The sequence below is a fragment of the Streptodolium elevatio genome (assembly GCF_053592165.1).
On sequence record NZ_JBSFVE010000031.1, the window covers coordinates 58,349 to 80,737 of the forward strand.

At 69.9% G+C, this 22,389-nt stretch carries 19 protein-coding genes; 9 read left to right on the forward strand and 10 right to left on the reverse strand.

Annotated features, from left to right (window positions below):
* Positions 1-72: 72 nt before the first annotated feature.
* A complete protein-coding gene (locus ACWD12_RS36750) occupies positions 73-702 on the reverse strand; it encodes a hypothetical protein (protein WP_450103247.1) in 630 nt (209 codons plus the stop codon).
* 186 nt (positions 703-888) lie between these two features.
* Between ACWD12_RS36750 and ACWD12_RS36755 the strand changes: the two genes are divergently transcribed.
* The 6 genes from ACWD12_RS36755 (at position 889) to ACWD12_RS36780 (ending at position 6,820) form a co-directional block, all read left to right on the forward strand.
* On the forward strand, positions 889-1,662 hold the full coding sequence (locus tag ACWD12_RS36755) for a hypothetical protein (RefSeq protein ID WP_450103248.1): 774 nt from the start codon (positions 889-891) through the stop codon (positions 1,660-1,662).
* Positions 1,663-2,968: 1,306 nt separating this feature from the next.
* Positions 2,969-3,892 (forward strand): hypothetical protein, encoded by a 924-nt coding sequence (locus ACWD12_RS36760; RefSeq protein WP_450103249.1) that lies wholly within the window; start codon positions 2,969-2,971, stop codon positions 3,890-3,892.
* Positions 3,893-4,158: 266 nt separating this feature from the next.
* Complete coding sequence (locus ACWD12_RS36765) at positions 4,159-4,605, forward strand: hypothetical protein (protein ID WP_450103250.1); 447 nt, start codon at positions 4,159-4,161, stop codon at positions 4,603-4,605.
* A complete protein-coding gene (locus ACWD12_RS36770) occupies positions 4,599-5,537 on the forward strand; it encodes a hypothetical protein (RefSeq protein ID WP_450103251.1) in 939 nt (312 codons plus the stop codon). The genes ACWD12_RS36765 and ACWD12_RS36770 overlap by 7 nt, the downstream gene beginning before the upstream one ends.
* 105 nt (positions 5,538-5,642) lie before the next feature.
* Complete coding sequence (locus ACWD12_RS36775; RefSeq protein ID WP_450103252.1) at positions 5,643-6,260, forward strand: hypothetical protein; 618 nt, start codon at positions 5,643-5,645, stop codon at positions 6,258-6,260.
* A 77-nt stretch (positions 6,261-6,337) separates the two neighbouring features.
* Positions 6,338-6,820 carry a hypothetical protein gene (locus tag ACWD12_RS36780; RefSeq protein ID WP_450103253.1) on the forward strand — a complete coding sequence of 161 codons (483 nt, stop codon included), beginning with the start codon at positions 6,338-6,340 and terminating at the stop codon, positions 6,818-6,820.
* Between the two features lie 609 nt (positions 6,821-7,429).
* Here the strand turns inward: ACWD12_RS36780 and ACWD12_RS36785 are convergent.
* The 4 genes from ACWD12_RS36785 to ACWD12_RS36800 all read right to left on the reverse strand — a co-directional run bounded on the left by ACWD12_RS36785 (position 7,430) and on the right by ACWD12_RS36800 (position 9,611).
* Positions 7,430-7,951 carry a hypothetical protein gene (locus ACWD12_RS36785; protein WP_450103254.1) on the reverse strand — a complete coding sequence of 174 codons (522 nt, stop codon included), beginning with the start codon at positions 7,949-7,951 and terminating at the stop codon, positions 7,430-7,432.
* Positions 7,952-8,371: 420 nt separating this feature from the next.
* Positions 8,372-8,725 carry a hypothetical protein gene (locus ACWD12_RS36790; protein WP_450103255.1) on the reverse strand — a complete coding sequence of 118 codons (354 nt, stop codon included), beginning with the start codon at positions 8,723-8,725 and terminating at the stop codon, positions 8,372-8,374.
* Between the two features lie 61 nt (positions 8,726-8,786).
* The gene (locus ACWD12_RS36795; protein ID WP_450103256.1) at positions 8,787-8,999 is read right to left on the reverse strand and encodes a hypothetical protein; all 213 of its coding nucleotides are present in this window, start codon (positions 8,997-8,999) and stop codon (positions 8,787-8,789) included.
* A gap of 141 nt (positions 9,000-9,140) precedes the next feature.
* Positions 9,141-9,611 carry a hypothetical protein gene (locus tag ACWD12_RS36800; protein WP_450103257.1) on the reverse strand — a complete coding sequence of 157 codons (471 nt, stop codon included), beginning with the start codon at positions 9,609-9,611 and terminating at the stop codon, positions 9,141-9,143.
* Positions 9,612-9,749: 138 nt separating this feature from the next.
* Between ACWD12_RS36800 and ACWD12_RS36805 the strand changes: the two genes are divergently transcribed.
* Positions 9,750-11,276 carry a PIN domain-containing protein gene (locus ACWD12_RS36805; RefSeq protein WP_450103258.1) on the forward strand — a complete coding sequence of 509 codons (1,527 nt, stop codon included), beginning with the start codon at positions 9,750-9,752 and terminating at the stop codon, positions 11,274-11,276.
* Positions 11,277-11,554: 278 nt separating this feature from the next.
* The gene (locus ACWD12_RS36810) at positions 11,555-12,811 is read left to right on the forward strand and encodes a methyltransferase domain-containing protein (protein ID WP_450103259.1); all 1,257 of its coding nucleotides are present in this window, start codon (positions 11,555-11,557) and stop codon (positions 12,809-12,811) included.
* Between the two features lie 149 nt (positions 12,812-12,960).
* On the opposite strand, the gene ACWD12_RS36815 is transcribed toward ACWD12_RS36810, so the two are convergent.
* Positions 12,961-15,510 carry a tetratricopeptide repeat protein gene (locus tag ACWD12_RS36815; protein ID WP_450103260.1) on the reverse strand — a complete coding sequence of 850 codons (2,550 nt, stop codon included), beginning with the start codon at positions 15,508-15,510 and terminating at the stop codon, positions 12,961-12,963.
* A gap of 437 nt (positions 15,511-15,947) precedes the next feature.
* On the opposite strand from ACWD12_RS36815, the gene ACWD12_RS36820 reads away from it, so the two are divergent.
* Positions 15,948-17,300, forward strand: a complete 1,353-nt coding sequence (locus ACWD12_RS36820; RefSeq protein ID WP_450103261.1) for a hypothetical protein — start codon at positions 15,948-15,950, stop codon at positions 17,298-17,300.
* Between the two features lie 76 nt (positions 17,301-17,376).
* Here the strand turns inward: ACWD12_RS36820 and ACWD12_RS36825 are convergent, their stop codons facing one another.
* The 4 genes from ACWD12_RS36825 to ACWD12_RS36840 form a co-directional block, all read right to left on the reverse strand.
* Entirely contained in the window at positions 17,377-17,550 is a 174-nt protein-coding gene (locus tag ACWD12_RS36825) for a helicase associated domain-containing protein (RefSeq protein ID WP_450103262.1), read from the reverse strand.
* A complete protein-coding gene (locus ACWD12_RS36830; protein ID WP_450103263.1) occupies positions 17,504-18,085 on the reverse strand; it encodes a helicase associated domain-containing protein in 582 nt (193 codons plus the stop codon). The genes ACWD12_RS36825 and ACWD12_RS36830 overlap by 47 nt, the downstream gene beginning before the upstream one ends.
* 425 nt (positions 18,086-18,510) lie before the next feature.
* Positions 18,511-19,035, reverse strand: a complete 525-nt coding sequence (locus ACWD12_RS36835; RefSeq protein ID WP_450103264.1) for a CPCC family cysteine-rich protein — start codon at positions 19,033-19,035, stop codon at positions 18,511-18,513.
* A gap of 162 nt (positions 19,036-19,197) precedes the next feature.
* Positions 19,198-21,738 carry a Helicase associated domain protein gene (locus ACWD12_RS36840; RefSeq protein WP_450103265.1) on the reverse strand — a complete coding sequence of 847 codons (2,541 nt, stop codon included), beginning with the start codon at positions 21,736-21,738 and terminating at the stop codon, positions 19,198-19,200.
* Positions 21,739-22,389: the final 651 nt, after the last annotated feature.

Below are 22,389 nucleotides of genomic sequence, written 5' to 3' on the forward strand. Positions count from 1 at the left end.
CGCGAGTGCGCTGTCCCCAGTCGGCGTCGACAGAGTCTTCCCACCGTGTCCAGCGGTTGGTTTCCTAACCCGTCACCCCCTCCCGGACTGCCTTGGGCTGCTGCGGCGGAGGCCCTCTTTCCGACGTCGCGAGCGCCACCACCACCGAAGGCGCCACCACGCCACAACGATGACGGCTGGCACCGCGGTCACCGCTAGCCACGCCGAGAGCAGCAGGACCTGCTCCTGCTGCTCCTGGTCCGTCGTCCCCGCACCGACCAACGCTTCCGCACCCATCCCTACGATTCCGCCCAGCAATGAGATCGAGAGGGCGACCACAAGCACGAGGAAACCTCTCCGGGCTGGCCCCACTGCGTTCATTCGATCGTCGAGGCTAAGCGACGCGTCGTGGGCGAGGTCGTCTAGCGCATCGGCGCCGCGGAGGCCGTCGAGCTCGGCCAGCCTCTTCGCCGCACGGATCCGGCCGGACGCGCTGAGGCTGGTGTCGTGGGCGAGGTCGTCCAGCGCGTCAACGCCGCGCGGGTCGCCGAGCCGGGCCAGCCGTTCCGCCGCCCAGATGCGGTCGTACGTCCAGCGGCCGGGCTCTTGGGCGATTGCGTAAATGCTGTCACGGGTGCCTTGCTCGGCGAGCCGTTGTGCGGCCCAGGCCCGGTCGAACGCGCTGAGGGTGGTGTCGTGGGCAAGCTCGTACAGGGCATCCATGCCACGGCGGTCACCGAACCAGGCCAGCCGCTCCGCAGCCCAGATCCGGTCGTCAGGGGCGAGAGCTCGGTCGTGGGCGAGGTGGTGCAGGCTCTCTGCGCTTTCCCGGTTTTCGGCGGTGCCCGGGGCGGGGGGCTGGCTAGCGTGGGGTGGCGAGCTGTCCGTGACCGGGGGAGGGGACCGCCGATGCCCAGACCTGATGCCGATGTCGTGCTGCCCGTGCCGACCCGGCAGACGCCGAGCCGTGACGACCACGCCTGGGCGTTCCGGGACGTCTCGGGGACGCGGACGCATGTGCGGATGCGGGCGTGGCCCACCGAGGACGGCGGGCACCTGGTGGTCGCGACCGAGCTGCAGATGGGCGGCGGCCTCATCAACGCCGCCGAGGCCCTGGTGCGCGGTGTGGTCGCCGAGTTCGGCGAGCCGGTGGCGGTGGTGCGGCACTTCCCGGCCTGGACGATGTCCGCGTTCGAGACGGACGTCTTCGACCTCCTGGTCCTCGACGAGCGCGGCATCGCGCAGGACCACCGCGTCACCCGCCGGCTCCTGGACCTGCTCGGCGCGCAGCTGCTCGGCTTCCCCGGAGACACCCCACCGAAGCCGGTCGACGTGGCGGCGGACGTGCCGCCGCAGAGCGTGCACCTGGCGCGCATCGTCGCGGCCGGGCTGCGCCTGGAGCAGGACCGTGTCACCGAACGCGAGCCGAACGGGTACCCGCTCGCGCACGGCCCGGTCGCCGCGGTCGACGTCGACGCCGTCGCGCAGCTGCGCCTCGCGCTCTCGGCGGTCCAGCACCTGGCGCACTTCGTCGACGGCATCGACCTCGGCGACGACGGCACCCGCGCCGGCGGCCGCCGCCGCAAGATGAAGGACCGCGCCGTCGAAGCGCTGCACCGGCAGGTCTCCGAGCTGGACGCGGTGTGCCGCGAACTCGACTTCGAACGACGCGACCGGACCTGACCGCACCGCCGCACCGCGCACCGGCCACCGGTGCGGTGCGCGCACCGCCGCACCCCTGAGAACTGACACCCCCGCTTCCGGCAGCGGTGCGGCGGCGCCGGTGCGCGCACCACGCTCCGGACAACCTCGGTTCCGCACGGCACCGCACGGCACCGCACGGCACCGCACGGCACCGCACGGCACCGCACGGCACCGCACGGCACCGCACCGCACGCGCGGTGCGGGTCCGGTGCGAGTCAGCGAAGCCACCCGGTTCGTCCCTATAACCCCCTTGACCGTCCGGGTTTGTCACCCCCTTGTCCGCGGCGCTGTCCAGGCAATTCGCCGCGCGCACCGGGAGCGCACCGCACCGGGCTTCCTCCCCGGCGGAGCGATGCGCGGTGCGGACCGACCCGTCCGCGTCCGCAGGTGCGGTGCGCGCACCGCATGTCGATTCCCGGTGCGCCGCGCGCACCTGCGCACCGCACCCCGAAACCCGGGCGAACCGGGAGGACAAGGGGCCTAATCGGACGTGCACGGACCCCTTGGCCACGTTGGTCTAGGGGGTCTGGGCCGGGTGTGTTTCCGCTGGTCGCAGGGTTGGTCCAGACCGCGGACAAGGGGGGTCGGTTCACGCTGTGCGGTTCGTGGGTCGGCATGGGGCCGGCCTTGGATCGTGGTGGAGGCGCAGCGTGGACGAGAAGCACGGCGGAGCAATCGAGCGGGACGACACCGGCGGGCAGGCCCGGCCGGGTGGGGGAGGGGAGAGCGGCCTGCAGGGCGGTCCGGAACGCCCTCTTCGGACGCCCGGTGGGGATGGCCCGGGGCGGGCGGACAAGGGGTCCTGGGCCTCGTCTGCTGCCTCGTCCATGGCCTCGTCCGCGGCCGCGGGGCGGGCGGAGCTTGAAAGCCCAGGTCAGCCCTCCCAGGGCGGGGGCGGGCGGGGATTCGACTTCCCTTCTCTGCCTCGCCCTTCTGGTGGGGCGTGGCAGCCTTCAGGGATTCACCGCGGCGAGGTCCTGGTCGCGCTGGCGGTGTTCCAGCGGGCGACCGGCGAACAGCTGTGGAGGATGCTCCGTCCACACCACCGCCATGACCGGATCACCCGGAACGCGTTGAACGACCTGCGGCGGCGGGGGATGGTGCGGGCGGAGTCGAAGCTGCCGTCCGGTCACCAGCTGTGGGTGCTGACCGCACGCGGCCATGCCGAAGCCAAGAGCATGCTGCCGGCGGGGGTGAGGATGTCGGCGCTGCGCCCGGCCCGCCCACCTATGGGAGTGCGGTGCGGGCGCGGGGTGCGGGTGGGTTCGACGAGCACGCCGCCGCGGTGACCTCCACCGCCGCGCACCTGATCGGCGCGGGGTTCGCCACGGTGCTGTCGTGTGAGACCGAGGTCGCGCACAAGCTGTCCTACTTCACCCAGTACACCGACCTGGTGGTCCGCGGCCCGGACACCGCGGGGGTGCCGGTGCTCCTGGTCGAGGTCGACCGCGGCACCGAGTCGGTCGCCGAGCTGGTGGTGAAGGTCCGCCGGTACGTGGAGTGGTTCGAGCTGCTGGCCCCGAAGGCGGACGCGAAGGAAGCGGACCGGGCCCGCCGCTCCGGCGGGGCGGAGGTGAACTCGTTCCGGCTGTGGTCGCGGGTGTATCCGGCGACGGGCCGCGAGGGCTATCCGCCGCTCGCGTTCGTGTTCACCGGGACCACGCCCGCGCAGCGGGCGAGCCGGATCGAGCGCCTGAAGGACGGCGCCTGGCCGTTCATCGCCGGGCGCTACTACAACCGCACGAATGACGACATCACCGCACTCGACTACCACCAGGCCGTGCCCGTCGTCGTGACCGAGCTCGAGCACCTGGACGCCCACGGCGCCGGCGCCCGGGTGTGGAAGCGCCTGGGGCGCGGCGACTGGCAGACCCTCACCGACGCCTTGGACAACCCCAAAGGCGACCGGCTCCACCAGGCCGAGCTCGCCGAGGCACGCCGCCGCGCGCAGGAGCACGCCGCCGCCGCACGGGAGGCGCGCCGCCCGGTGTGCACCCGGTGCGATGCCGCGTTCACCGACGCGCGGTGGGAGCAGGTCGAGGCCGCGCCGCGCGGGAAACGGGGCAACGAGCTGTGCGGGCCGTGCCTGGACACCCAGCGCATCCACGACGCCGGGAAAGACCGCATGCGCGGACACGACGCCGCACTCGCCAAGGCCGTCCAGGCCCGGCTGGCTACGCAGGACGACGGCCGCACGGGGCGCCGGTGAACGCCCGCCCGGGAGCCCGGCGGACCGGGCGCAACCGGGGGTGCGGGGCGGGGGATTGGCTAGGGTCCCGTGGGAGCACGGGTGATCTTCACGCGGCGATGCCGATCGGGGGCACGGGGATGCGAACGCGGACAACGACGACGGTCTTGGCGGCGGTAACAGCAGCGGTGTTCATCGTGGCGGGCTGCTCCGACGACACGAAACCCAAAGCTGGGCCCGGCAGTGTGTCGGCCCCGTCGTCGGCAGCGGCTGTGCCGTCGTCTCCGGTGCCGTCGTCGCCTTCGGCGGAGGACCAGGCGCGCGAGCAGGCCCTGGCCGCGTACGCGAAGTACGCCGCGGCGATGGACCGGGTGCAGCACGCCGGCCGCGCTCCGGCGATGGGCGGGGACGAGCACACGTACATGACCGACAAGGCGCGCACGGAGTACCAGGTGATCGGTCTGGACATGGAGGCGGAGAAGACCCGGGTCACCGGCGAGGTGGTTCGCACCCCTGCGGTGACCGCGCTCGATCTGGCGGGCACGCCGCCGCGGGCCACGATCACCGCGTGTCTGGACGTGTCCGCGATCCGGCTCGTGGACGCCGCGGGCAAACCGGTGACCACCAAGACGCAGGCCCCGCGCTACGTGCAGACCGCAGCCCTGGTCCGGGACGGCGACGGCGGGAGCTGGCGCGTCGACAGCGTGACCTCCGACCGGCAGCGCGCATGCTGAGCCGCCCGCGCCGTCCGCGCCGCAGTGGGACGGCGACGGCCGCTCTCGGGGCGCTGATCGCAGCTGTGGTGCTCGGCGGCCTGGCCGCCGCGCCCGCGCACGCCGAGGGGGACTGCAAGGAGGGCCGTCTGGTCTGCATCGGCGTCGACACCCCCGGCAGTTCCGGCACGGACACCCCGGCCGGGAACACCTCCGGCGGCACCGGGGCGGCGCCCGGCTGTACCTGGGGGGCGATGACCGTGCAGTGCTCGCTCCCGGGCCGCGGGTTCTTCTACCAGGGCTGCTACTACACCGCCGCGACCCCGGCCGCCGAGGACTGGCAGAGGGCCGGAAGGTCGCAGGGCGACACCTCCGGCGGCTTCTACAACCCCACCTTCTGCCTGACCGGGGAGGAGGGCGTGATGGGCAACCTGCAGTGGCTGCCGATCCCGAGCGCGGCGACGATGACGCCGGAGGAACTGGCCCGGCACGCCCTGTCCCAGGTCCGGCTGTTGCCGCCGCCGATGCACCTGACGCCTGGCCCCGGCCGGACCGGTTTGGTGTCGCTGCCGGTGTGGCTGTGGGTCGACGCGAACCCCAACACCTGGGGGCCGATCAGCCACACCGCCACCGACGGCCCGCTGTCGGTCACGTTGACCGCGACGGTGGAGCGGATCGTGTGGGACATGGGCGACGGCGGCACGGTCACCTGCACCACCCCCGGCGTGCCGTACAGCCCGGCGTACAACGACCAGCCCAGCCCCGAATGCGGGCACGCCTACCAGCACACCTCCAAGGGGCAGCCCGGCGAGGCGTTCACCGTCACCGCGACGACGCACTGGGCGGTCACGTGGACGGCGACCACCGGCGCGTCCGGGGCCATCCCGGGCGTCTCGCGCACCGGCACCGTCGGGGACATCCGCGTCGGCGAGCTCCAGGTCGTCAACACCTAGACCGAACCCCGCCCGCCACCCGTCGCCGGGCACGTCGGGTGGCGGCCGGGGTGGCGGATCCGGGAGCCCTCGGGCGCGAGGCCGGCGGGGCGCGATGCTGGGGGTGTGGGTGTGCAGAGCGAGAACCCCCTGACCGTCGACCAGGTGTTCGCCGCGTTGGTCGCGGTGCGAGCCGCGCCGGTCGTCGACCCGGAGCTGCGCCCGGACGGCCCCATCGCCGAGGATGTCCCGGAACTGCTCGGGGCGTTGCTGGCGAAGGTCGAACTGGAGGCCGCCGCGCTGGTGCCGCCCGGCGACACCGAGGTGGTGCCGCAGATGCCGGGCCTGGTCCGCGGCTGGTCCGAACAGGTCGGCGGCATGGACGCGGCGACCGTGGTGCTGGCCCACCGGCTCCAGCGCACCGCCCGCGACCTGGACGCCGCCGTCGGCGGGACGCTCCTGCCGTCCGACCCGGGCCACGACCTTGGGAACAACGACGACCAGGACCACGAGGACCAGGAGCACGGCGAGGACGACCAGGACGACGAGGACGTGCCGCCGGTCCCGGCGCTGAACGGCGCGGTGAACGCGGCCTTGGCCGCGCTGGCGTTCCTCGAGGCGGACGCGCACGACGACGACCCCGAGCAGCTGCGCGCCGCGTTGGACGGCTGCGAGGGCATGCTCGCCATGGCACTGCTCCAACTGCACGCGAGGCGCATGCAGCTCAACTACCGCGGCGCCTGACGGTCAAGCCTGGGTTTCCCGGCCCGTGCCCACGGGACAACATCCCCGCGGTCACGACGACGGACGGGGGCACGCACGTGGCATCACACGCCGACAGCGCGGACGAGTACCAGGACCGGCTCTACCACGGCTTCTACGACAAAGGCCCGGACGGTGAGAGCCTGCCTCGCGTCCTGGTCGAGGAACCCGCCGGCGGGCCGACCCAACGGGAGCGGAACCTGGTGGTGCTGTACGAGCTGTTCGCACCCGACGCGGAAAACATCGGCGGCTTCAACTGGGGCTACCGCGGCGGCGCCGGACCGCAAAGGGTCGCCGCCGTCGTCCTGACCGACGCCCTGGAACTGACGCCGCCGCCGGACGACGGCCTGGACTTCTGGACCGAGGACGCGGTGCTGCGCAAGCTGCGCCGGGACTTCGTCGCCGACGCGTTCAGCGAGGCCTGCGCCGAATGGCGACTGCGCTGCACCCTGGTGATGCGGTGGGCCCGCTCCTGGTACCTCCAGCACGCCCCCACACACTTGCCCCCGCGGCTGCACCACATCCCCACACCGCGCCGCTGACCGCCCGCCCCGGCGCCATAGACCACCGGGGAGTTCGCCGTGCGTGCGAGAGCCCTGGTCTCGGGTGGGAGCGGGAGACCAGGGCTCTCGTTGCGGGAAGAGCCGCGCGGGGAGCGCGCGACGCGATGCGCCGGCGCGCGCGTGCACCGTCGGCCTCTCTTCCCGCTCCCCGGGGAAGGGTCTTGCGCCGCGCCACGGACATGCGGCGCGGAATTCCTCGTCCCGGGGGCTGGAGCTGCGGGCGGTCCCGGGCGCGGTGGGGGGTTTCCGCGCCGCGGGGCCGCCAGTACCGAAGGCCACGTGCCGGGTGGGGGTGGGCACGCGGACAAAGACCTCACAGGCGCCCGGTGCGCCGTGCGGCCCCTCCGGGACGAATCACCGTAGACCTCCCCTGAGCCGAATGGAACAGGCCAGAACCGTAAATTCGGCCAAGATCAAGCGTGTTGGCGTTGATCCTGATGAGGACCGGCGGTACTGACCAGCCCTGCTCTCGTTCCCCACATGGTTGACAGAGCAACGAGAGAGCGGGTGTTCCGTCCCGCAGGAGGCTGCGGCCCGGCGGCGGCGTTGTCCCCGCAGCGCCGACCTGCACGAAACGGCTTCGACCCACTACCGCTTGGTTCGAGCTTCGTCGACGCTTACAGACAGTCCCCCTGGAAGGAAGCGTAGGCCGACCGCGGTGAGGGTAACGCGGCCCCCGAGCGGGTGATCGGCGAGGTCTTCGACGGCTTGGCGGAGTGCGGCGAGGTCACCGTCCATCCACCACCATGAGCTCCTGTCCGGGCCCCTGCCGAGCCAGATGCCGTCCCCGTCGTCGTCCTCAGCGAGAGCGAGTTCCGGCTCATTGTGGGTCAGCGCGTTCAGGAACAGCCTCCGGATCCTGTCGCCGTACTCGCCGGGCAGCTTCGGATGCGCGGCGAGCAGTGCGAGGTGTGCGGCGGTGACGTGCGCCAACGGCCCGGAATGGTGAACGAACCGCATGGCGTCCTGGAGACCCAGGCCGGTGGCGTCGCGAAGCGCGATGAGGCGGTGGAGGGTGGCGAGCTCGGCGTCCTCGAACATCGCGAGGACGGCGTCGAGGCCGTGTCCTTCGGCGAGGAGAGCCTCGGCGCGCTCAGCAACGAGGGGCACGGCGGGAAGCTTAGCGACAGAACAGGGACGACAGGCGTCGCTACCCCGGCCTCGGCGGCTTCGGAGGGCTCGTCACAGTCCAAGCAAGGCTGTCAGGCGAACCTGCCAACGCCGTGTTCCAACCCGGATCGGCGGGCGTGGCGGGGAACGCCAGATAGCAACTCTGGTCAATCCTTGAGCAGGGGGTGGGGAGTTTCAAAGGTCCTGATCAGATCCCACCGACCTGGATGTCCGCGCAGTCGGGAAAGCCCGTGTGCGGCACGTCGGTTCCGCAATCCAGATCATGGGCGTCCGTACCGGCCCCGGCACTGGCACGGACTACGGCGGGTCTCGTGCGCAAGCCGGTTGCTGTCCCAGGCGTTGGGGTGCGGGGCTCCTCTCGGGGGATGGGAGCCCCGCACGTTCTCGGGGGTGGCGGGTTCAGCTGCCGGCCCGGGCGCGGTGGCGTCCCGGTCGGCCTTGGGGGCTGCCGTCGGGGCGGCGGGCGGTGTCGCGGCCCGGACGGCGCAGGACGGCGGCCAGGGAGTCAAGGAACCCGGCCCCGGTTCTGCGCTGCCTGCTCCTGCGGCCGCGGCCAGGGGTCCGCCCGCCGCTGGGGGTGGTCATGCGCAGCACGCACGACCCGCGGCCCGGGTTTCCGGCGTCGGGCAGCACCGGTGCCGGGTCGGCCAGGTCACCGCACGCGGTCAGGCGACCCACCACCTGCTCCAGCGCGGCGACCGGGCCGAACACCAGCACCACCTCATCCGCCGTGCCGACGTCGACCGGGTCCACGCACGGGACAACGAGCGGACCCCCGGACGAGGTACGCCACGCCGCCGGGTCCGAACACCGGTCACCTGTCGTGGTGGGTGCCTCCGAGTCCGAGGCGGCGGCGCCCCGCGGCGGTCCACGCCTCGGCGAGAGCGGGCTGCTGGTCCCCGCCGTCCTCGGCGTTGCGCGGTTCGGTGTCGGCGGCGCGTGCGGCCGCCAGGAGCCGGGGGACCTGCCCAGGCGTTGCCGGTGTCGTGGGGGCGGGTCCGGTGCCGAGACGGCGGCGCGTGGCCAACTTCGTGCTCCTGGTGCTCGAGGAAAGGCGGCGTGCGTGCAGGTCACACAGTGACGGCCGTACATACCGGTGCGCGAACTCGCCGCGCGACTCTCGCGGGTGACATCCCGCCGGAACGGACTCCCCACTCGCACCCCCGCGCTACGGCACCAGACCGCCGTCGGCGTCTCGGGGCAGGTCGGTGTAGTCCTGGCCGGGGATCGGCCGGACCTGGGCGCCGGGCACGATGTGGACCTCGTCGACCGGCTCCGGCTCCCAGCCGCCGCGGTTCCAGTCGGTCATCGCCTTCCATCCGGGCATCGAGGCCTGCAAGGCCCACGCGCCGGAACTACTGCGCACCCACCGCAGGGCCCGGACCCGGACGGTCCCGGCGCCGTCCGGGAGGTCGACCCACGCCCACGGCCCGTCCTCCCCGGGCGGCGGCGGCCCGTCGACCCGCGCGACGGCGCGCGAGGCCGGCTCCGGGGGAGCGGCAGCCGCCGTGGCCCTGTCGGCCATCTCCCCGGCGGTCCCGTCGTCGGTCTGGCCCTTGGTAGTGGGTGCAGCGAGAGACCGGGCGGCGCGTTCCCCGAACGACCCCCAGGTGCCGGCCGACAGATCCTTGCGCCCCATGCACCGATCGTAGAACCGACAAGGCGACCTTGTCGCACATGTGTTCGACAACGCGGGTCGCCCCGTGCGATGCAGTACGACCGCCGCATACCTGTGTCCGCTGGGACACTTGCCGTCCTAGGAAGCTTGGAGACACGGTTGATCATCTTTGACACCAACGCGGTGGACCTGCTCCGCCCTGACAGCCTGCGAGCGGACATCATCCGCAAGCTGCGCGAGTCCGGACACCATCGGGTGGCTGTGCCCTGGATGGTCTTGGAGGAGCTGGTTGCGCACCAAGCGAAGCCCTACATCCTCAAGCACCAGTCAGTCACGCGAGGGCTGGATGCGTTGCGTGGTGTCACTCCGTGGGAGGTGGACATCAGCCTGGAGAGGCTCGACCTGGAGCGAATCCAGGGCCACTGGCGAAGTCAGTACCTCAAGATCTTCGAGGTGATCGAAACCACTGGCGACGCCGCCAAACAGGCGCTCATCCGTGAGGCGTTGGCACTTCCGCCCGCGAAGCAGGGTGAGAAGCGTGCCGAAGGCGGCCGCGATGCGGCCATCTGGTTTTCCATCCTCGACTTCCTTGTGGCGAACCCAGATGAACAAATTTGCTTCGTCACGAACAACCACAAGGACTTCGGTGACGGCACGTTCTACCCATTCCCGATGGACGAGGACGTCCGCGGCATGGAGGGCCGCCTCACCAGGCTGAAGGACTTCAACGAGGTAGTCGCGACGTACACCAACGAGGTGTCCGGCGAAGCAGCCGAAGCTGCTGCTGAAGAGCTGCTGAGGTCGGCGGCCGTTCGTGGACGAGTCGCGCAGACGGCCGTGGAGGCTCTGGATTCACCCCTCGGCTACGTCGGCTTGGAGATGCCCGACACCGAGACCGGCTGGCGTTCGTGGCTTGCCGCACCCGAGGTCGCCCTGCTGTCCGTGAACGATGTCACGGGCCACGAGATCGAAGGGGATGTCTGGTACACGGCCAACGTGCAATGGCTGTTGTACGGCAGCGCCTTGGGAAATGACGATGGGACTGCGCTCGGCGTCGCGTGCGTATGGCCGATGAAAGTTCTCTTCTCGACCAAAGAGGCGGACGAATCACCGACCGTCCTGTCCGATGGCGACCCGACTTTGCCCGATGCCGCAGATGACCAGTGCATGAAGCTCTTGCGGCGCTTCAAGGAGAACGCGGCGCACGCGGCACGGCGAGCAACGAGGGGCGTCGCACACGGCACCCAGAACGTCTCCACCTGGGCCTCCTCCATCGCTCATCCCACCGCGGCGGCGCAGATCCTGGCCTCGATGCCGAGAGTCGACACCTCCATCCTGGAGGCGCAGCGAAGAATTGCCGAACAAATCGCCGCATCAATGCCCAAGCTAGATTTTTCGGGCATCAATGTAGCGGCGCAGGTACTGACATCAATCCCCAAGTCCGACGCCTCGTTCTTGGTCGCACAGCGTGGCATCGCCGAACAGATTGCCGCATCGATGCCCAAGCTCGACACCTCGTTCCTGGCCGCGCAGCGTGGCATCGCCGACCAGCTCGCCGGCGTCCAAGGGTTCTCGACGACCTACCTTGCTGCGATGCGAGCGGCACAAGCCGCTTCAGCAGGCCAGTCGCCGAGCGACGACACCGAACAGACTGTCTCAGACGACAAGGAAGAGGACACCGAGTGACTCAGTAGGGCGGACGGCCGAAGGATTCCCCCAACACCCCGGGTGCGCAACGATGGCCGCAGCGGCTGTCCTGCCAGCGACGGCCGAGGCAGGCCCGTACGGCTCGGGGAGGCTGACCTGATGAACCCACCGACCGGCTTACACCAGTCCCACAAGGGACCGCCCGCGCCGATCCCGGCACCGCCGAACCCGAACCCGCCACCGGACGCGAACCCGAACCCCGACGGCGCGACCCCGCCCGGCCCGGCCCGGGCCGACGCCGCCCCGGAAGCTGACGCATGACCGCGCACACCCCACCGCCCGAACCGCCGGAGCCGTCCGCGGCCTCGCTGGCGGCGCTGTTGACCGAGGCGGACGTGATGCCGTCCGGTTGGGCGGACGTGTTCGCCGCCGTGCCGCGCGGTGCGTTCGTCCCGGATCTGGTGTGGGCGCACGACCCGGCCGCCAACAGCTACACCCCCCTCGACTGCACGAGCGCGCCGGACGCGTGGGTGGCCGCGGTGTACGCGAACACCGCGTTGGTGACGCAGTGGGACGACGGCGACCACACCGGCACCGCCCCGGGACGGTTGGCGTCCTCGTCGGCGTCGATGCCGTCGGTGGTCGCGGACATGATCTACGACCTGAAGGTCAGCGACGGCGACCGCGTCCTGGACGTCGGCACCGGCACCGGCTACACCGCCGCACTCCTGGCCGCCCGCCTCGGCACGGGCCAGGTCGTCACCGTCGAAGTCGACCCCGAACTCGCCGACCAGGCCCGCGCCAACCTCGCCGCCGCCGGAATCCCGGTCACGGTCGTGACCGGCGACGGCACGAAGGGCTGGCCCGGCGGCGCACCGTACGACCTCGTGCACGTCACCGCCGGCACCCGATCCATCGCCCCGGCCTGGCTCGCGCAGACCCGCCCCGGCGGCCGGATCGTCGCACCCTGGGGCACCGACTACAGCCCCCACGACGCCCTGGTGGCCCTCACCGTCCACGACCCCCACCACGCCAGCGGGCCGTTCACCGTCGCCGCGTCGTTCATGAAGCTGCGTGGCCAGCGCCCGAACCGACCGGGCCACGCCGCCTACACCCCGCCCGGCTGGACGGAGAACGCCCGCGTCTCGGTGCCCACGGTTACGCTGGGGCAGGTGACCGGCGGGGCGTACGACGCCGGGGAGTTCGCCGTCGGCCTGGCCGTGCCCGGCTGCACCAAGGCCGTCGCCCCGGCCGCCGACGCGACCACGGTCTGGCTCTACAGCCTGCCCGCGGCCGCCGACGACGCCCTGTCCGTCGCGGCCGCCACGTACCCCCACGACGCCGACCAGGCCCCGGCCGTCTGGCAGGCCGGCCCGCGCTCCCTGTGGGACGAAGTCGAAGCCGCGCACGCCTGGTGGGACGGTCTGGGCAAGCCGGAGGTGTACGACTTCGGCCTGACCGTCACCGTCGCGAACGACGGCACCGTCCACCACACCCCTTGGCACGACAACCCCGACCGGCCCATCCCGGCCGCGAACACCGCCGCCACCCTCGACCATGACGGCCAGGCGTGACGAATCCGAGCAATCGTCACGCCTAACCGTCATCCCCGGCACCGGCCTTCCGGCGCCGGTACGTCTACGCGCGGCACGCCGGTGAGCAATGCCGCGCGTCGCTGCGCTGCTCCATCCCGGGCCACACCAACCGCCCGCGCACGCAGGGCCTATGAGTTCTTGTCGTTCTGGTTCCGGCGGGCGTCGGTGAGGTGGTGAGTGAGCGTCATCATCAGCGGATGGTCGCTGCTGAAGGTCTCGGCTGCGTCGGCGTACGCCGTCTCCCACTGCTTGAGCGCAGCGGACGGGTGTCCGTTACTGGCGTAGGCGCACCCGAGGTTGTGGCGGAACAGGACGGTCAGGGGGTGCGACGGGCCGTGGGCCGTGAGTGCCGAGGTGAGGATCTCTTCGTGGAGGGCTGTGGCCCGGTCGGGGTCGATCTCCAACAGGCAGCGCGCGAGGGTGTTGCCTGCGGCCAGGGTGTCGGGATGGTGTTCGCTGAGTTGCCCTAGCTCCTGGTGGGCGTGCTCGAGCAGAGGCAGAGCGCGTTCGTTCTCTCCGCTCTCGGCAAGCGCTGCGCCCAGATTGTGGAGCGCCTCGAACGTCATCCGGTGAGTCGGTCCGTGGACCCGGGTCCGGGCGGCGAGGTTGACCTCGAATAGGCGGATGGCCTCATCGTGCTCGCCCACCGCGCTGAGCGTGCGCGCCAGGTTGTTGCGGCTGTTCAACGTCGCGGGGTCGTCCTCGGGAAGGGAATCCTTCCGTACCCGCAGTACCTCTTGGAACATCGGGAGCGCTTCGTAAAAGCGGTGAGCCGCCAGCAGGGCAGAGGCGAGGTTGTTGAGCGAGTTCAAGACCGCAGGAGCGGCGTCGTCGTTGCGCTGGTACTGCGCGGTCAGCGTGTGCTGGTGCAGGGCGATGCCGACGGCGACGTTGCCTGCGGTGACGTGCGCCGCAGCGAGGCTGTTTTCAAACGTGAGCGTATACGGGCTATCCGGGAGGGCCCTGTGCATGATGTCGACGGCGCGTGTCAGTCGCTCGACAGCGAGCTTGCCGGCTCCCTGGTCATGTAGATAGTTCCCCACACGGCCCAGCAGAGCGGCGGTGTACTCGGTATCTGTAGCCGGGTCGGCTCGCTCAATCAACGCCTCCGCATGGGGCAGGAGTTTACGCCACAGAGGCCACAACTGCGGGTCATGCGAGTCCCGCGGGATCGCAGCCTCAACGCACATCGTGGCGAGTTCACGGGCGGACTCGATGTCCCCCGGTTGGCGGTGCGGATCACCCAGGTCCGGAGTGCGCGCGACCGCCTGCACCAGCGGGTGCACCGAAAGGCTTTCAAGGTCTTGCGCGATCATGCTGTGAGCGGCAAGCTGCCCGATCGCAGTAATCAGTGCGGGGTCCGGAGAACCACGGTCAAGCAACGCCCGCGGGATGCCCTCGGGCGCGAACCACGACAAAATCCTGAGCACCACCGTCGCGTCCGGGTTCTCGGCGAGACGGTTCAGCGTGATACGCCAGACTCGGGCGATGGTCCGCTCGGCGTCCCCATCAGCGGACGCCGCGAACATCTCAGCCGGCCACTGCGCCAACAGTTCCAGGTACTGAAGAGGGTCGGTGCCGGTCGCTGCGCAGTATGACGCAGCCTGCTTTACCGCGAGGGGCAGGCGCCCCAACGCCGCACACACCTCATCCGCTCCCTGGCTATCACGGCGTCCATGCTGGTTCAGGATCGCTGTGAACAACTCCGCTGCATCCAGTTCAGCAGGGGCGTCCAGACGCTGTGTGGACGAGGTTCCATGCCAGCCGAGCGCACGGCGGCTGGTGATCAGGACGCTGCCACCGCCCGTTCGCCCCACAAGTGCACGGACAACAGCGACGTCTTCGACATTGTCGAGGACGAGCAACCAGTCGTCATGGGTGCCCAGCCACTGGATCGCACGCTCCCGCAAGATGCCCGTAGGCAACATGGCGAGCTCGGGCTGCAGCGCCGCAGCAAGCCCTGCCAATCCCGTATTCAGCGAGGCCTCCGAGGCGGCTGGGATCCACCAGCGCACGCGCACGCGGCACAGCGCCCGGGTCGAGGCCCAGTGGGCGGCAAGCGCGGACTTGCCGATCCCCCCCAACCCGTAAACGGCGTGCACCACACGCTCTCCGGAAACGCGCATTGCGCGGTCGATCTCCCCAAGCCCGTCATCCCGGCCGACAAAGTAGCCGGGACGCAAGTTGCTGAGCTGCGCAGGGACATCCACTTCCGCGACTGGCCTAAAGGCCTCCGGAGGCAAGGTGAGCATCAGTTCAGCGTTGATCTCCTGATGAACGGCGTAGTCGCCCGTCGAGATGTGTTGGCCGTCCCCGCCCAGAGCAACCGAGCGGTCCCGCGCCGAGATCCCGTTGCCGCGCCTTGCCGAAGACGCAGCTGGCTTGGAACGCCGCCAAAACCCCAACTCGTCCACCACCTTGCGTCGCGATGTCAGGCATGCGTCGCCGACCAGGCACCGCTGGCCCTTGAGAACTCTTGATCCTGCCCGAAGCGTCGTGGCCAGGGGCATGATGGCCGAATGACAGGATGGAAGCGTGCGGCGTGGTGGGCAATCGCGTTCAGCTGCCCGGTAGTTGCCGTCGGGTTGGTGGTATGGACGGTAGCCGGTGATTTGGAGGCAGCGAGCCAGGCCGCCGGAGTGCTGGGAACGATCCTGGCCCTGGCCGTGTTCGCGCATACGGTGCACCGCCTTCTGCGTTCCTCGCCTGCCCCGGCAGTACCGCAGATCACCGCCGAAAGCGGATCGATCGCTGCGGGCGGCAGCGTTAGACGTTCCACGGTGCGGTCGGCACCGCAGGCCACGCCAATGTCGCAGACGGTTCAAGCACCAGGCGGAATCCACGCCGGAGATGGGTCGATCGCTGCTGGCAGTGACGTTGATGACTCGGATGTCGATCGCTCGCCATGACAGGCGCCCACCACCCGTTGGATGCCGCCACAGGACGCACGCGAGTGGGGGCGTATCCGAGGTATTCCGTAACCGTCGTGCATAGGCCGGAAGGAAAAAGCACAGTATGACGAATAGGCGGCAAGGAGCGGTCCGCACCCAATCCGGGGGACCCAAGTACCCGTGCAGCGCTGCCCCAAGCACGAGTTTGGCGTAGCGTGACCACTATGTCCAACTCATCGTTTGTTCCTCTCGTGCAGGCCTGGATCAACGATGTCACGAGCGGGCAACCCTCGGGAGAGGGGCCCGCCTTCGATGCGCTTCGCGACGAGGTAGGACGCCAGGCACCTCCGAGCCGTCGCCCGGACTTGTACCAGGATGACCAGACGCTGCCCTCGGCCAAGGTCCTGCTGAAGGTCGTCGGCTTGGCCGACGTTAGTCGTCTCATCGCGTCCGGGGCGAACGTTGCAGTGGACGACCTCGCACATGACCTGACCGCGATGTGCGCGGCCCCCACACCGGTACGAGAGACGTGGCTGCTCCTGGACGCGGACCTACCGGCTGGGACTTCGGTGCCAATCGGCCCATACACGCTGCGCACCGCGACACGCACCGACCTGAGCGCACTACATCCGCTGCCCTCGCTTCTGCCCCTGCTCCCAAACGTCCGCCTCCATCCGGATGTGCTGCAGCGCTCGGCATTCCTGACCATCCCGCGACCAACCGCACCGCTGACGTCCGGTGGATTGCAGCTGACTCTCGACACACGGCCGGCGCTACGGCACATTGAGGTGCTCACCACGCTGATGATGTGGCGCCACGAACCACTGCACCTGGACGCCGTCTTCCACATCGAAGCTGGCCGTCACGTCGGTGCCTCAGTCCCCTTCGAAGACTTCCCCCTCGACGCGATCTTCGACAATGAGGGAGAGGTCGTCGCCGAGGTCCACCAGCGCGGTCGTTACAAGGTCAAGCAGACCGAGCTGACCGCCTTCGCGGCCTTCTGCGCACGAACGTGGAACATCGTCGACACTGTCGCTTCAGCCACGCCACCAACCCCGGACCCCTTCCGGAAAGCCTCTCGTCGGTTCGGTGCGGCTGCACGGCATCTAATCCAGGCATCCTCCAGGACCTACGGGGACGACTACATCGACGACCACGAACTCGACGAACTCCTTCTCCAGTACGTCATCGGTCTGGAAGCCATCCTCAAGGGCAGCAAGGAACGAGCGCGACAGCCGACCGTTGTGATCAAACAAAACGCGGCCACGCTCCGGCTTGATGACCACGCCCGCGCGGCTGCGTACAACACCATGAGCCAGAGCTACAACCTGCGTAGCGCCTACGCCCACGGCGATGAGGTCAAGAACCTCAACGAAGCGGCGGTGGCCGAGGCCAGGGGCTTGCTGATCGATACCTTATTGCGCTGGCTGGTGACCTCTGAGGCACTCGGCGCCGACGCGGCGGACGAGCTTCAAAGGACCCTCATCAACGACGACGCCCGCGCAGCAGTGGTGACGCGCCCCCTGCGAACCTTCTTCGCGTCCACGCCACCCGCAGTGCGGCCAGCTGACGCTTGACTGCGGAACAGCGGCAGCAGATCCGACGGGGGATCAGGCGATCGACAAGCGCCTGATCCCCACGACCATTCTTTGCTTATCGCCAGTCAAGCCCAATCTCGGCGAGCTGTTCGAGCTGGTCGGAAGTGAGCTTCGCCCGGCGGCTTTTGGTGTTGCTGATCCACACGCCGAGCTTGACCTCGACCGGCTCGCCGTCGCCGCCCTCAGGCCCGGCTTCCAGGGTTTCTACGTGCCCCCGTGGCACGGTCACCGATCCGGTGCGTGCGACGTATTGCCGGAGCGCCGCCAGGCCCTTCTCGAAGGCGCTGGAAGGGCCCTGAGTGCCCTTCTGGGCGGCTTTCGGGGCCTTCCCGGCTGGGGGCCGCGATGGGCTTCACGCCCAGCTCAGAGAGCCGTTCACGCTGTCCCGTGGACAGGCCGCGCCACGTCATCGGCTGGCGTTGGCGGTCCAGCCACTGCCCGATGTCGTGGCCGTGGATGGTCACGCCGGGCACCAGCTCGTCCAATGTCGCGCCCGCCGCGAGGGATTCGCGGACCCCCGCGTAGTGGCGCTGCCAGTCCAGCGGCCACGACGGGTTCCAGTCCGGGTCGATCGCCGCCAAGGCCTCGGCGCGTTCGGGGTGGCCGGCCAGGAACCCGGGCCTGCGCTGGTTGGACAGCCACTGCCCGACGGGCCTGTCCAGCGCCGTGGCGGACCTGGGGGCTGCCAGGGTGCCGTGGTCGGCGAAGTACGCCCGCGCAGCCGCCAGGCCCTCGTCGAAGGCCGCGTCGGCGTAGTCCCACACTGTCCTGTCTCGTTGAAGTTGCGTGATCTGTAGGGCTTTTGACCTGTGGTGCTGCAGGTGCAGCGAGACGGGTGTTTCGGGCTTGGCTGGCGTCAGTTCCTATGTCGTGTTCCCGTTTTTGCGGGTTGGTGGGGCGGTTTCTGGCTGATCTTGCAGATGGAATGAGATTCCGGCAGGTGTACCGAGACGGCGTCTTGGGACGCCGGGGCAGCGGGCGGGCCGCGGGGTACGCCGCCCGGGCGCGGCAGCCGTTGCTGCCGCGCCGCTTCCGGGTGCGTCGTCTACCGCCGGCGTCGGCGAGTTGGTGGTTGGTGAGCTTGGCGCGGCGGCTTTTGGTGTTGGTGATCCGCACGCCGAGCGTTACTCCCGCTGCCTGACCGCGTGCACCGGGCTGCGGCGTGGCACCTGGGGCGCTTCGCGGGAGGTCAGGCGTCGGTGGTGCTGTTACGGCTGGGCGTGTGGTGGCGGCGCCAGTAGGTGGGCCGCCACCAGTACAGGGTGGTCAGGTCGTCGGGCATCGGGGTGTCGCCGGTGGCGGTCTCGAAGGCGTCGCGCATCGGGTCCAGGGGCCGCCATCCCGGGTCGAGGGGTTCGTCGGGGTTCGGCGGCCGGACATGCTTGAGCATGTCCTCTCTGCAGGCTCCGTAGCGCTGGTAGTTCGCCTGGCACTCGATGAGGCTCAGTCCGTGGTTCGGCCCCCACGGCGCGGTCGGATACCGCAGCTGCAACGGCTCCTCTTCCCAGAAGCAGACGCTGCAGATCTCGTACATGTGGAACTCGCCGAACATCTGGTGGCCGCAGCACGGGCACGGGAGCCACCCGCCTTCAGGCGGCCCGGGCGGCGCCACGTCGGTCTTGTCGGGCTCGGGATAGCCGAAAACGAACCCGGGGTTATTGGGGTCCGAGCCCTGACGAGAGTTCCTGTTGTCTTGTTCTTGCCTGTTGACCACGTTTGTCGATCTTACGTTCACCACCATTAGCCGGGTGGTGCAGGCCTTCCCTGGTCTTTCGACGACCTTGCGGTGCAGCCCTGACCAGGTGACGCAACACCCGCAGGTACGCCGCCTGGCCGCAACAGCCGCTGCTGCTGCGCCCCCGTCCGGGTGTCTCGTCTACCGCCAGTCGAGTCCGGCCGCGGCGAGCTGTTCGAGTTGGTGGTCGGTGAGTTTGGCGCGGCGGCTCTTGGTGTTGGAGAGCCATACGCCGAGCTTCACCTCCACCGGCTCGCCGCCCTCGCCGGCGTCCCCCGGCGCAGTCTCCAGGGTTTCTACGTGCCCCCGTGGCACGGTCACCGATCCGGTCCGGGCCTGGTACTGCCGAAGCGCAGCCAGACCCTTCCCGAAGGCGCTGGAAGGGCCCCCAGCGGCCTTCCGAGCAGCTTTCGGGGCCTTCCCGGCCTTGGGGACCGCGAGGGGTTTCACGCCCAGCTCAGAGAGCCGTTCACGCTGTCCGGCGGACAGGCCGCGCCACACCACCGGCTGCCGCTGGCGTTCCAGCCACCGCCCGATGTCGTGCCCGTGGATCGTCACCCCTGGCACCAGCTCGTCCAACACCGCGCCCGCGGCGAGGGATTCGCGTACCCCGGCGTAGTGGCGCTGCCAGTCCAGCGGCCACGACGGGTTCCAGTCCGGGTCGATCGCCGCCAACGCGGCGGCGCGCTCGGGGTGGCCGTCCAGGAACCCAGGACGGCGCTGGTTGGACAGCCACTGCCCGACGGGCAGGTCCAGCGCGGTGGCGGTGCGTGGGGCGGCGAGGGTGCCGTGGTCGGCGTAGTACACGCGGGCGGCGGCGAGGCCGTCCTGGAACGCGGCGTCGGCGTGGTCCCAGACCATGCCGAGTCCGTCCAGGCGCTGGACGCGCAGGCCGGTGAGGGTGCCCGCGGCGTAGGCCTTGCGCTGGCGGCTGATCCAGTGCCCGAGCGGGTACCCCCGCCCGGATGGCCGGATGTCCGAACTGCCGATACCCGCAGGCACGTTGACGGCGTCGGCACCGCGCGTCTCCGAACGGTCCTCACCTTCCGGCGAGGTGGCTTCCCTTCCCGGCTCCACGTGGTCGAACGGCACCCGCAGGTGTCCTTCCCGCAGCCGAAACTTTCGTGACGCTGCGTAACCACGGGACCAGTCGACGCGTTCGGTGTCGAAGATGTTGAAGCTGACCCACTCCGCGACCATGTTCGGGTCCCGAGTAGTGGAAAATCGGAGCAGCGTACGGGTTTCCGGGGCGCCTTCTGAAGGATCTGGGCCGATTCCCTGGGCGGGTTCCTCGCGGCGCATGGGGCTGTCCTGCGGGATCGCCAGCAGCTCCACAGCCTCCTCATCGTGGGCACGCAATGCCTGGAGGACTTTCACCAGCGGCCGGTACGAACTGGAGACGAACATGTCTTCCGGTACCTCGCTGGGCCCCAGGAACACGGGCACGATCAGGGACGCCAGTTTCCCCTGCTTCGGCTTTTGCCGCAGCGCCCGCCCGATGGCCTGGACGATGTCGTGCGGCGCCCCCTTGGGGTCCAGGAGCGCGACGGAGTCGACGGCGCGGATGTCGATGCCCTCACCCAGCACCTTGCAGTTGCTCAAGCTCGCGAACCCCGCCCGACGGCCGAACTCACCCAGGATCTTCGCCCGGTGCTCCGAGGCGTGCTCGCCCTGGAGCCAACTCGCCCAGATCCGGGACGGGTACGTCTCCGGGTCCGCCTCGTTCAGCCGCCGCGCCACCGCCGGCAGACCCTTGCTGTAAGCCTCCGCCTCCATCGTCCGGTGGTGGAAGGTGATCATCGTCTGGAGGTTGTGCTCAGCCGCAGTGCGCAGCATGGCGGCCTGGAGCGCCCCGAGCCGCTGACCGCGCACCTCTTCCTCCGAGCGTTCCTCACCGCGCAACCGCTGCGGGGTGACGACCGGGTCCGCCAGCTCCACAACGATGATCTGGTACTTGGCCAGCAGGCCACGGGCGATGGCATCCGCGAGGGTGAGCTTGTAGACCACCGGCCCGAAGATCTGCTCGTCGTCCATGGACGCCGCCATCTCCTCGCGGAGCGCGGCACGCAGGCCCTCGCGAACCTCGCGCAGCGGCCGTTCCTCCCAGATCCGCGGGGTGGCGGTCATGTACAGCCGACGCACCGCAGGGATCGCCGCCTGGTCGTGGACAGCCGCCCACGCCTTACCAAGTGATCCACTGGTGCGGTGCGCCTCGTCGACGACCACGAGGTCCATGGGGTCCAACTTCTGCCCGTACTCGCCCCTGTGAGCGTCCGTCAGCGCCCCCAGCGAGGCGTACGTCGCGTAGATCGTGACCGGTCCGGAGCCGTGCCACAGCGACAGCTGCACCGGGATCGTGGTGCAGCGGACGTCCATCGCGTCCAGTTCGGGGTCGTCCTGGAGGGAGCAGACGGCCACCGACGGCCCGGTGTGGCCTGCCTGTTGCCAGGCGCGGATGGTCTGGGTGAGTAGGTCGAGGGTGGGGACGAGGACCAGGACGCGGCCGTGGGGGACCAGCCGCTTGGCGGCCGTGGCGGCGATGACGGTCTTCCCGGTGCCGCACGCCGCGTGGACTTGGGCGCGCAGGCCGCCCGCGGGGATGCGTTTTCCGGGTGGGATGTCGAGTCCCCGGATGATCGCGTCGATGGCTTCTTTCTGGTGGTCCCGCAGATTTAACGCCATTTCCGCATTTCTCCTTATCCGGGTTTCTCTTTCCGGGAATTCTCGGCGTATTTCCGAGTTCACTTATTGGGTTTTCCCTGGGGTTCCCGTGCTCCGTTGCGGGGGCGGTGTGTGCCGCTCTGTGGGGGTCGGGGATGGGGTGTGTCTGCTTCGCTGATTCTACACAGTGCATCATGTGGATGCATCCGTGTTGGTGGTGTCGGTTGGACGCTTGTCCGGGTGTGCGTGTCCTGCTTCCTCGCTGGAGGGTGGTGGTGTAGTCTGGTGGGGTTCTGATGGGGCGTTAGGGGGTGTGTGACCGTGTGTCAGTTGGTGACGGGATGTCAGGGACGGAGCGCAGCGGAGTCCCGTGCACTGCGGGGGCCGGCCCCTTCGCCCCGTGGGGATGACGGCCTGTCAGTTCCCTTGGCACTGCTGGGGAATCGCTGTGCCTACACAGTCGCGGGGATGATGCACCGCCCCTGTCGCTGCCGGGGTTGAATTCCCGCTTGCGGGAATTCGTGCAATTCCCCGAAGGGGAATTGCTTTCGTTTGTGAATTCCGCTTGCGGAATTCGATTATCCGCGCAGCGGATAATCTGCCCGGAGCGAAGCGGAGGGCTTCGCCCTGCCTGCCGCGTCAGCGGCAGGGTACCCGCTCCGCGGGATCGGA

Excerpts from the sequence above, each read along its gene's own strand:
- ACWD12_RS36750 (WP_450103247.1), bottom strand. The coding sequence starts at position 702 with ATGGATGCCCTGTACGAGCTTGCCCACGACACCACCCTCAGCGCGTTC.
- ACWD12_RS36755 (WP_450103248.1), top strand. The coding sequence starts at position 889 with ATGCCCAGACCTGATGCCGATGTCGTGCTGCCCGTGCCGACCCGGCAG.
- ACWD12_RS36770 (WP_450103251.1), top strand. The coding sequence starts at position 4,599 with ATGCTGAGCCGCCCGCGCCGTCCGCGCCGCAGTGGGACGGCGACGGCC.
- ACWD12_RS36800 (WP_450103257.1), bottom strand. The coding sequence starts at position 9,611 with ATGGGGCGCAAGGATCTGTCGGCCGGCACCTGGGGGTCGTTCGGGGAA.
- ACWD12_RS36810 (WP_450103259.1), top strand. The coding sequence starts at position 11,555 with ATGACCGCGCACACCCCACCGCCCGAACCGCCGGAGCCGTCCGCGGCC.
- ACWD12_RS36815 (WP_450103260.1), bottom strand. The coding sequence starts at position 15,510 with ATGCGCGAACACGGCCAGGGCCAGGATCGTTCCCAGCACTCCGGCGGC.
- ACWD12_RS36820 (WP_450103261.1), top strand. The coding sequence starts at position 15,948 with ATGTCCAACTCATCGTTTGTTCCTCTCGTGCAGGCCTGGATCAACGAT.
- ACWD12_RS36840 (WP_450103265.1), bottom strand. The coding sequence starts at position 21,738 with ATGGCGTTAAATCTGCGGGACCACCAGAAAGAAGCCATCGACGCGATC.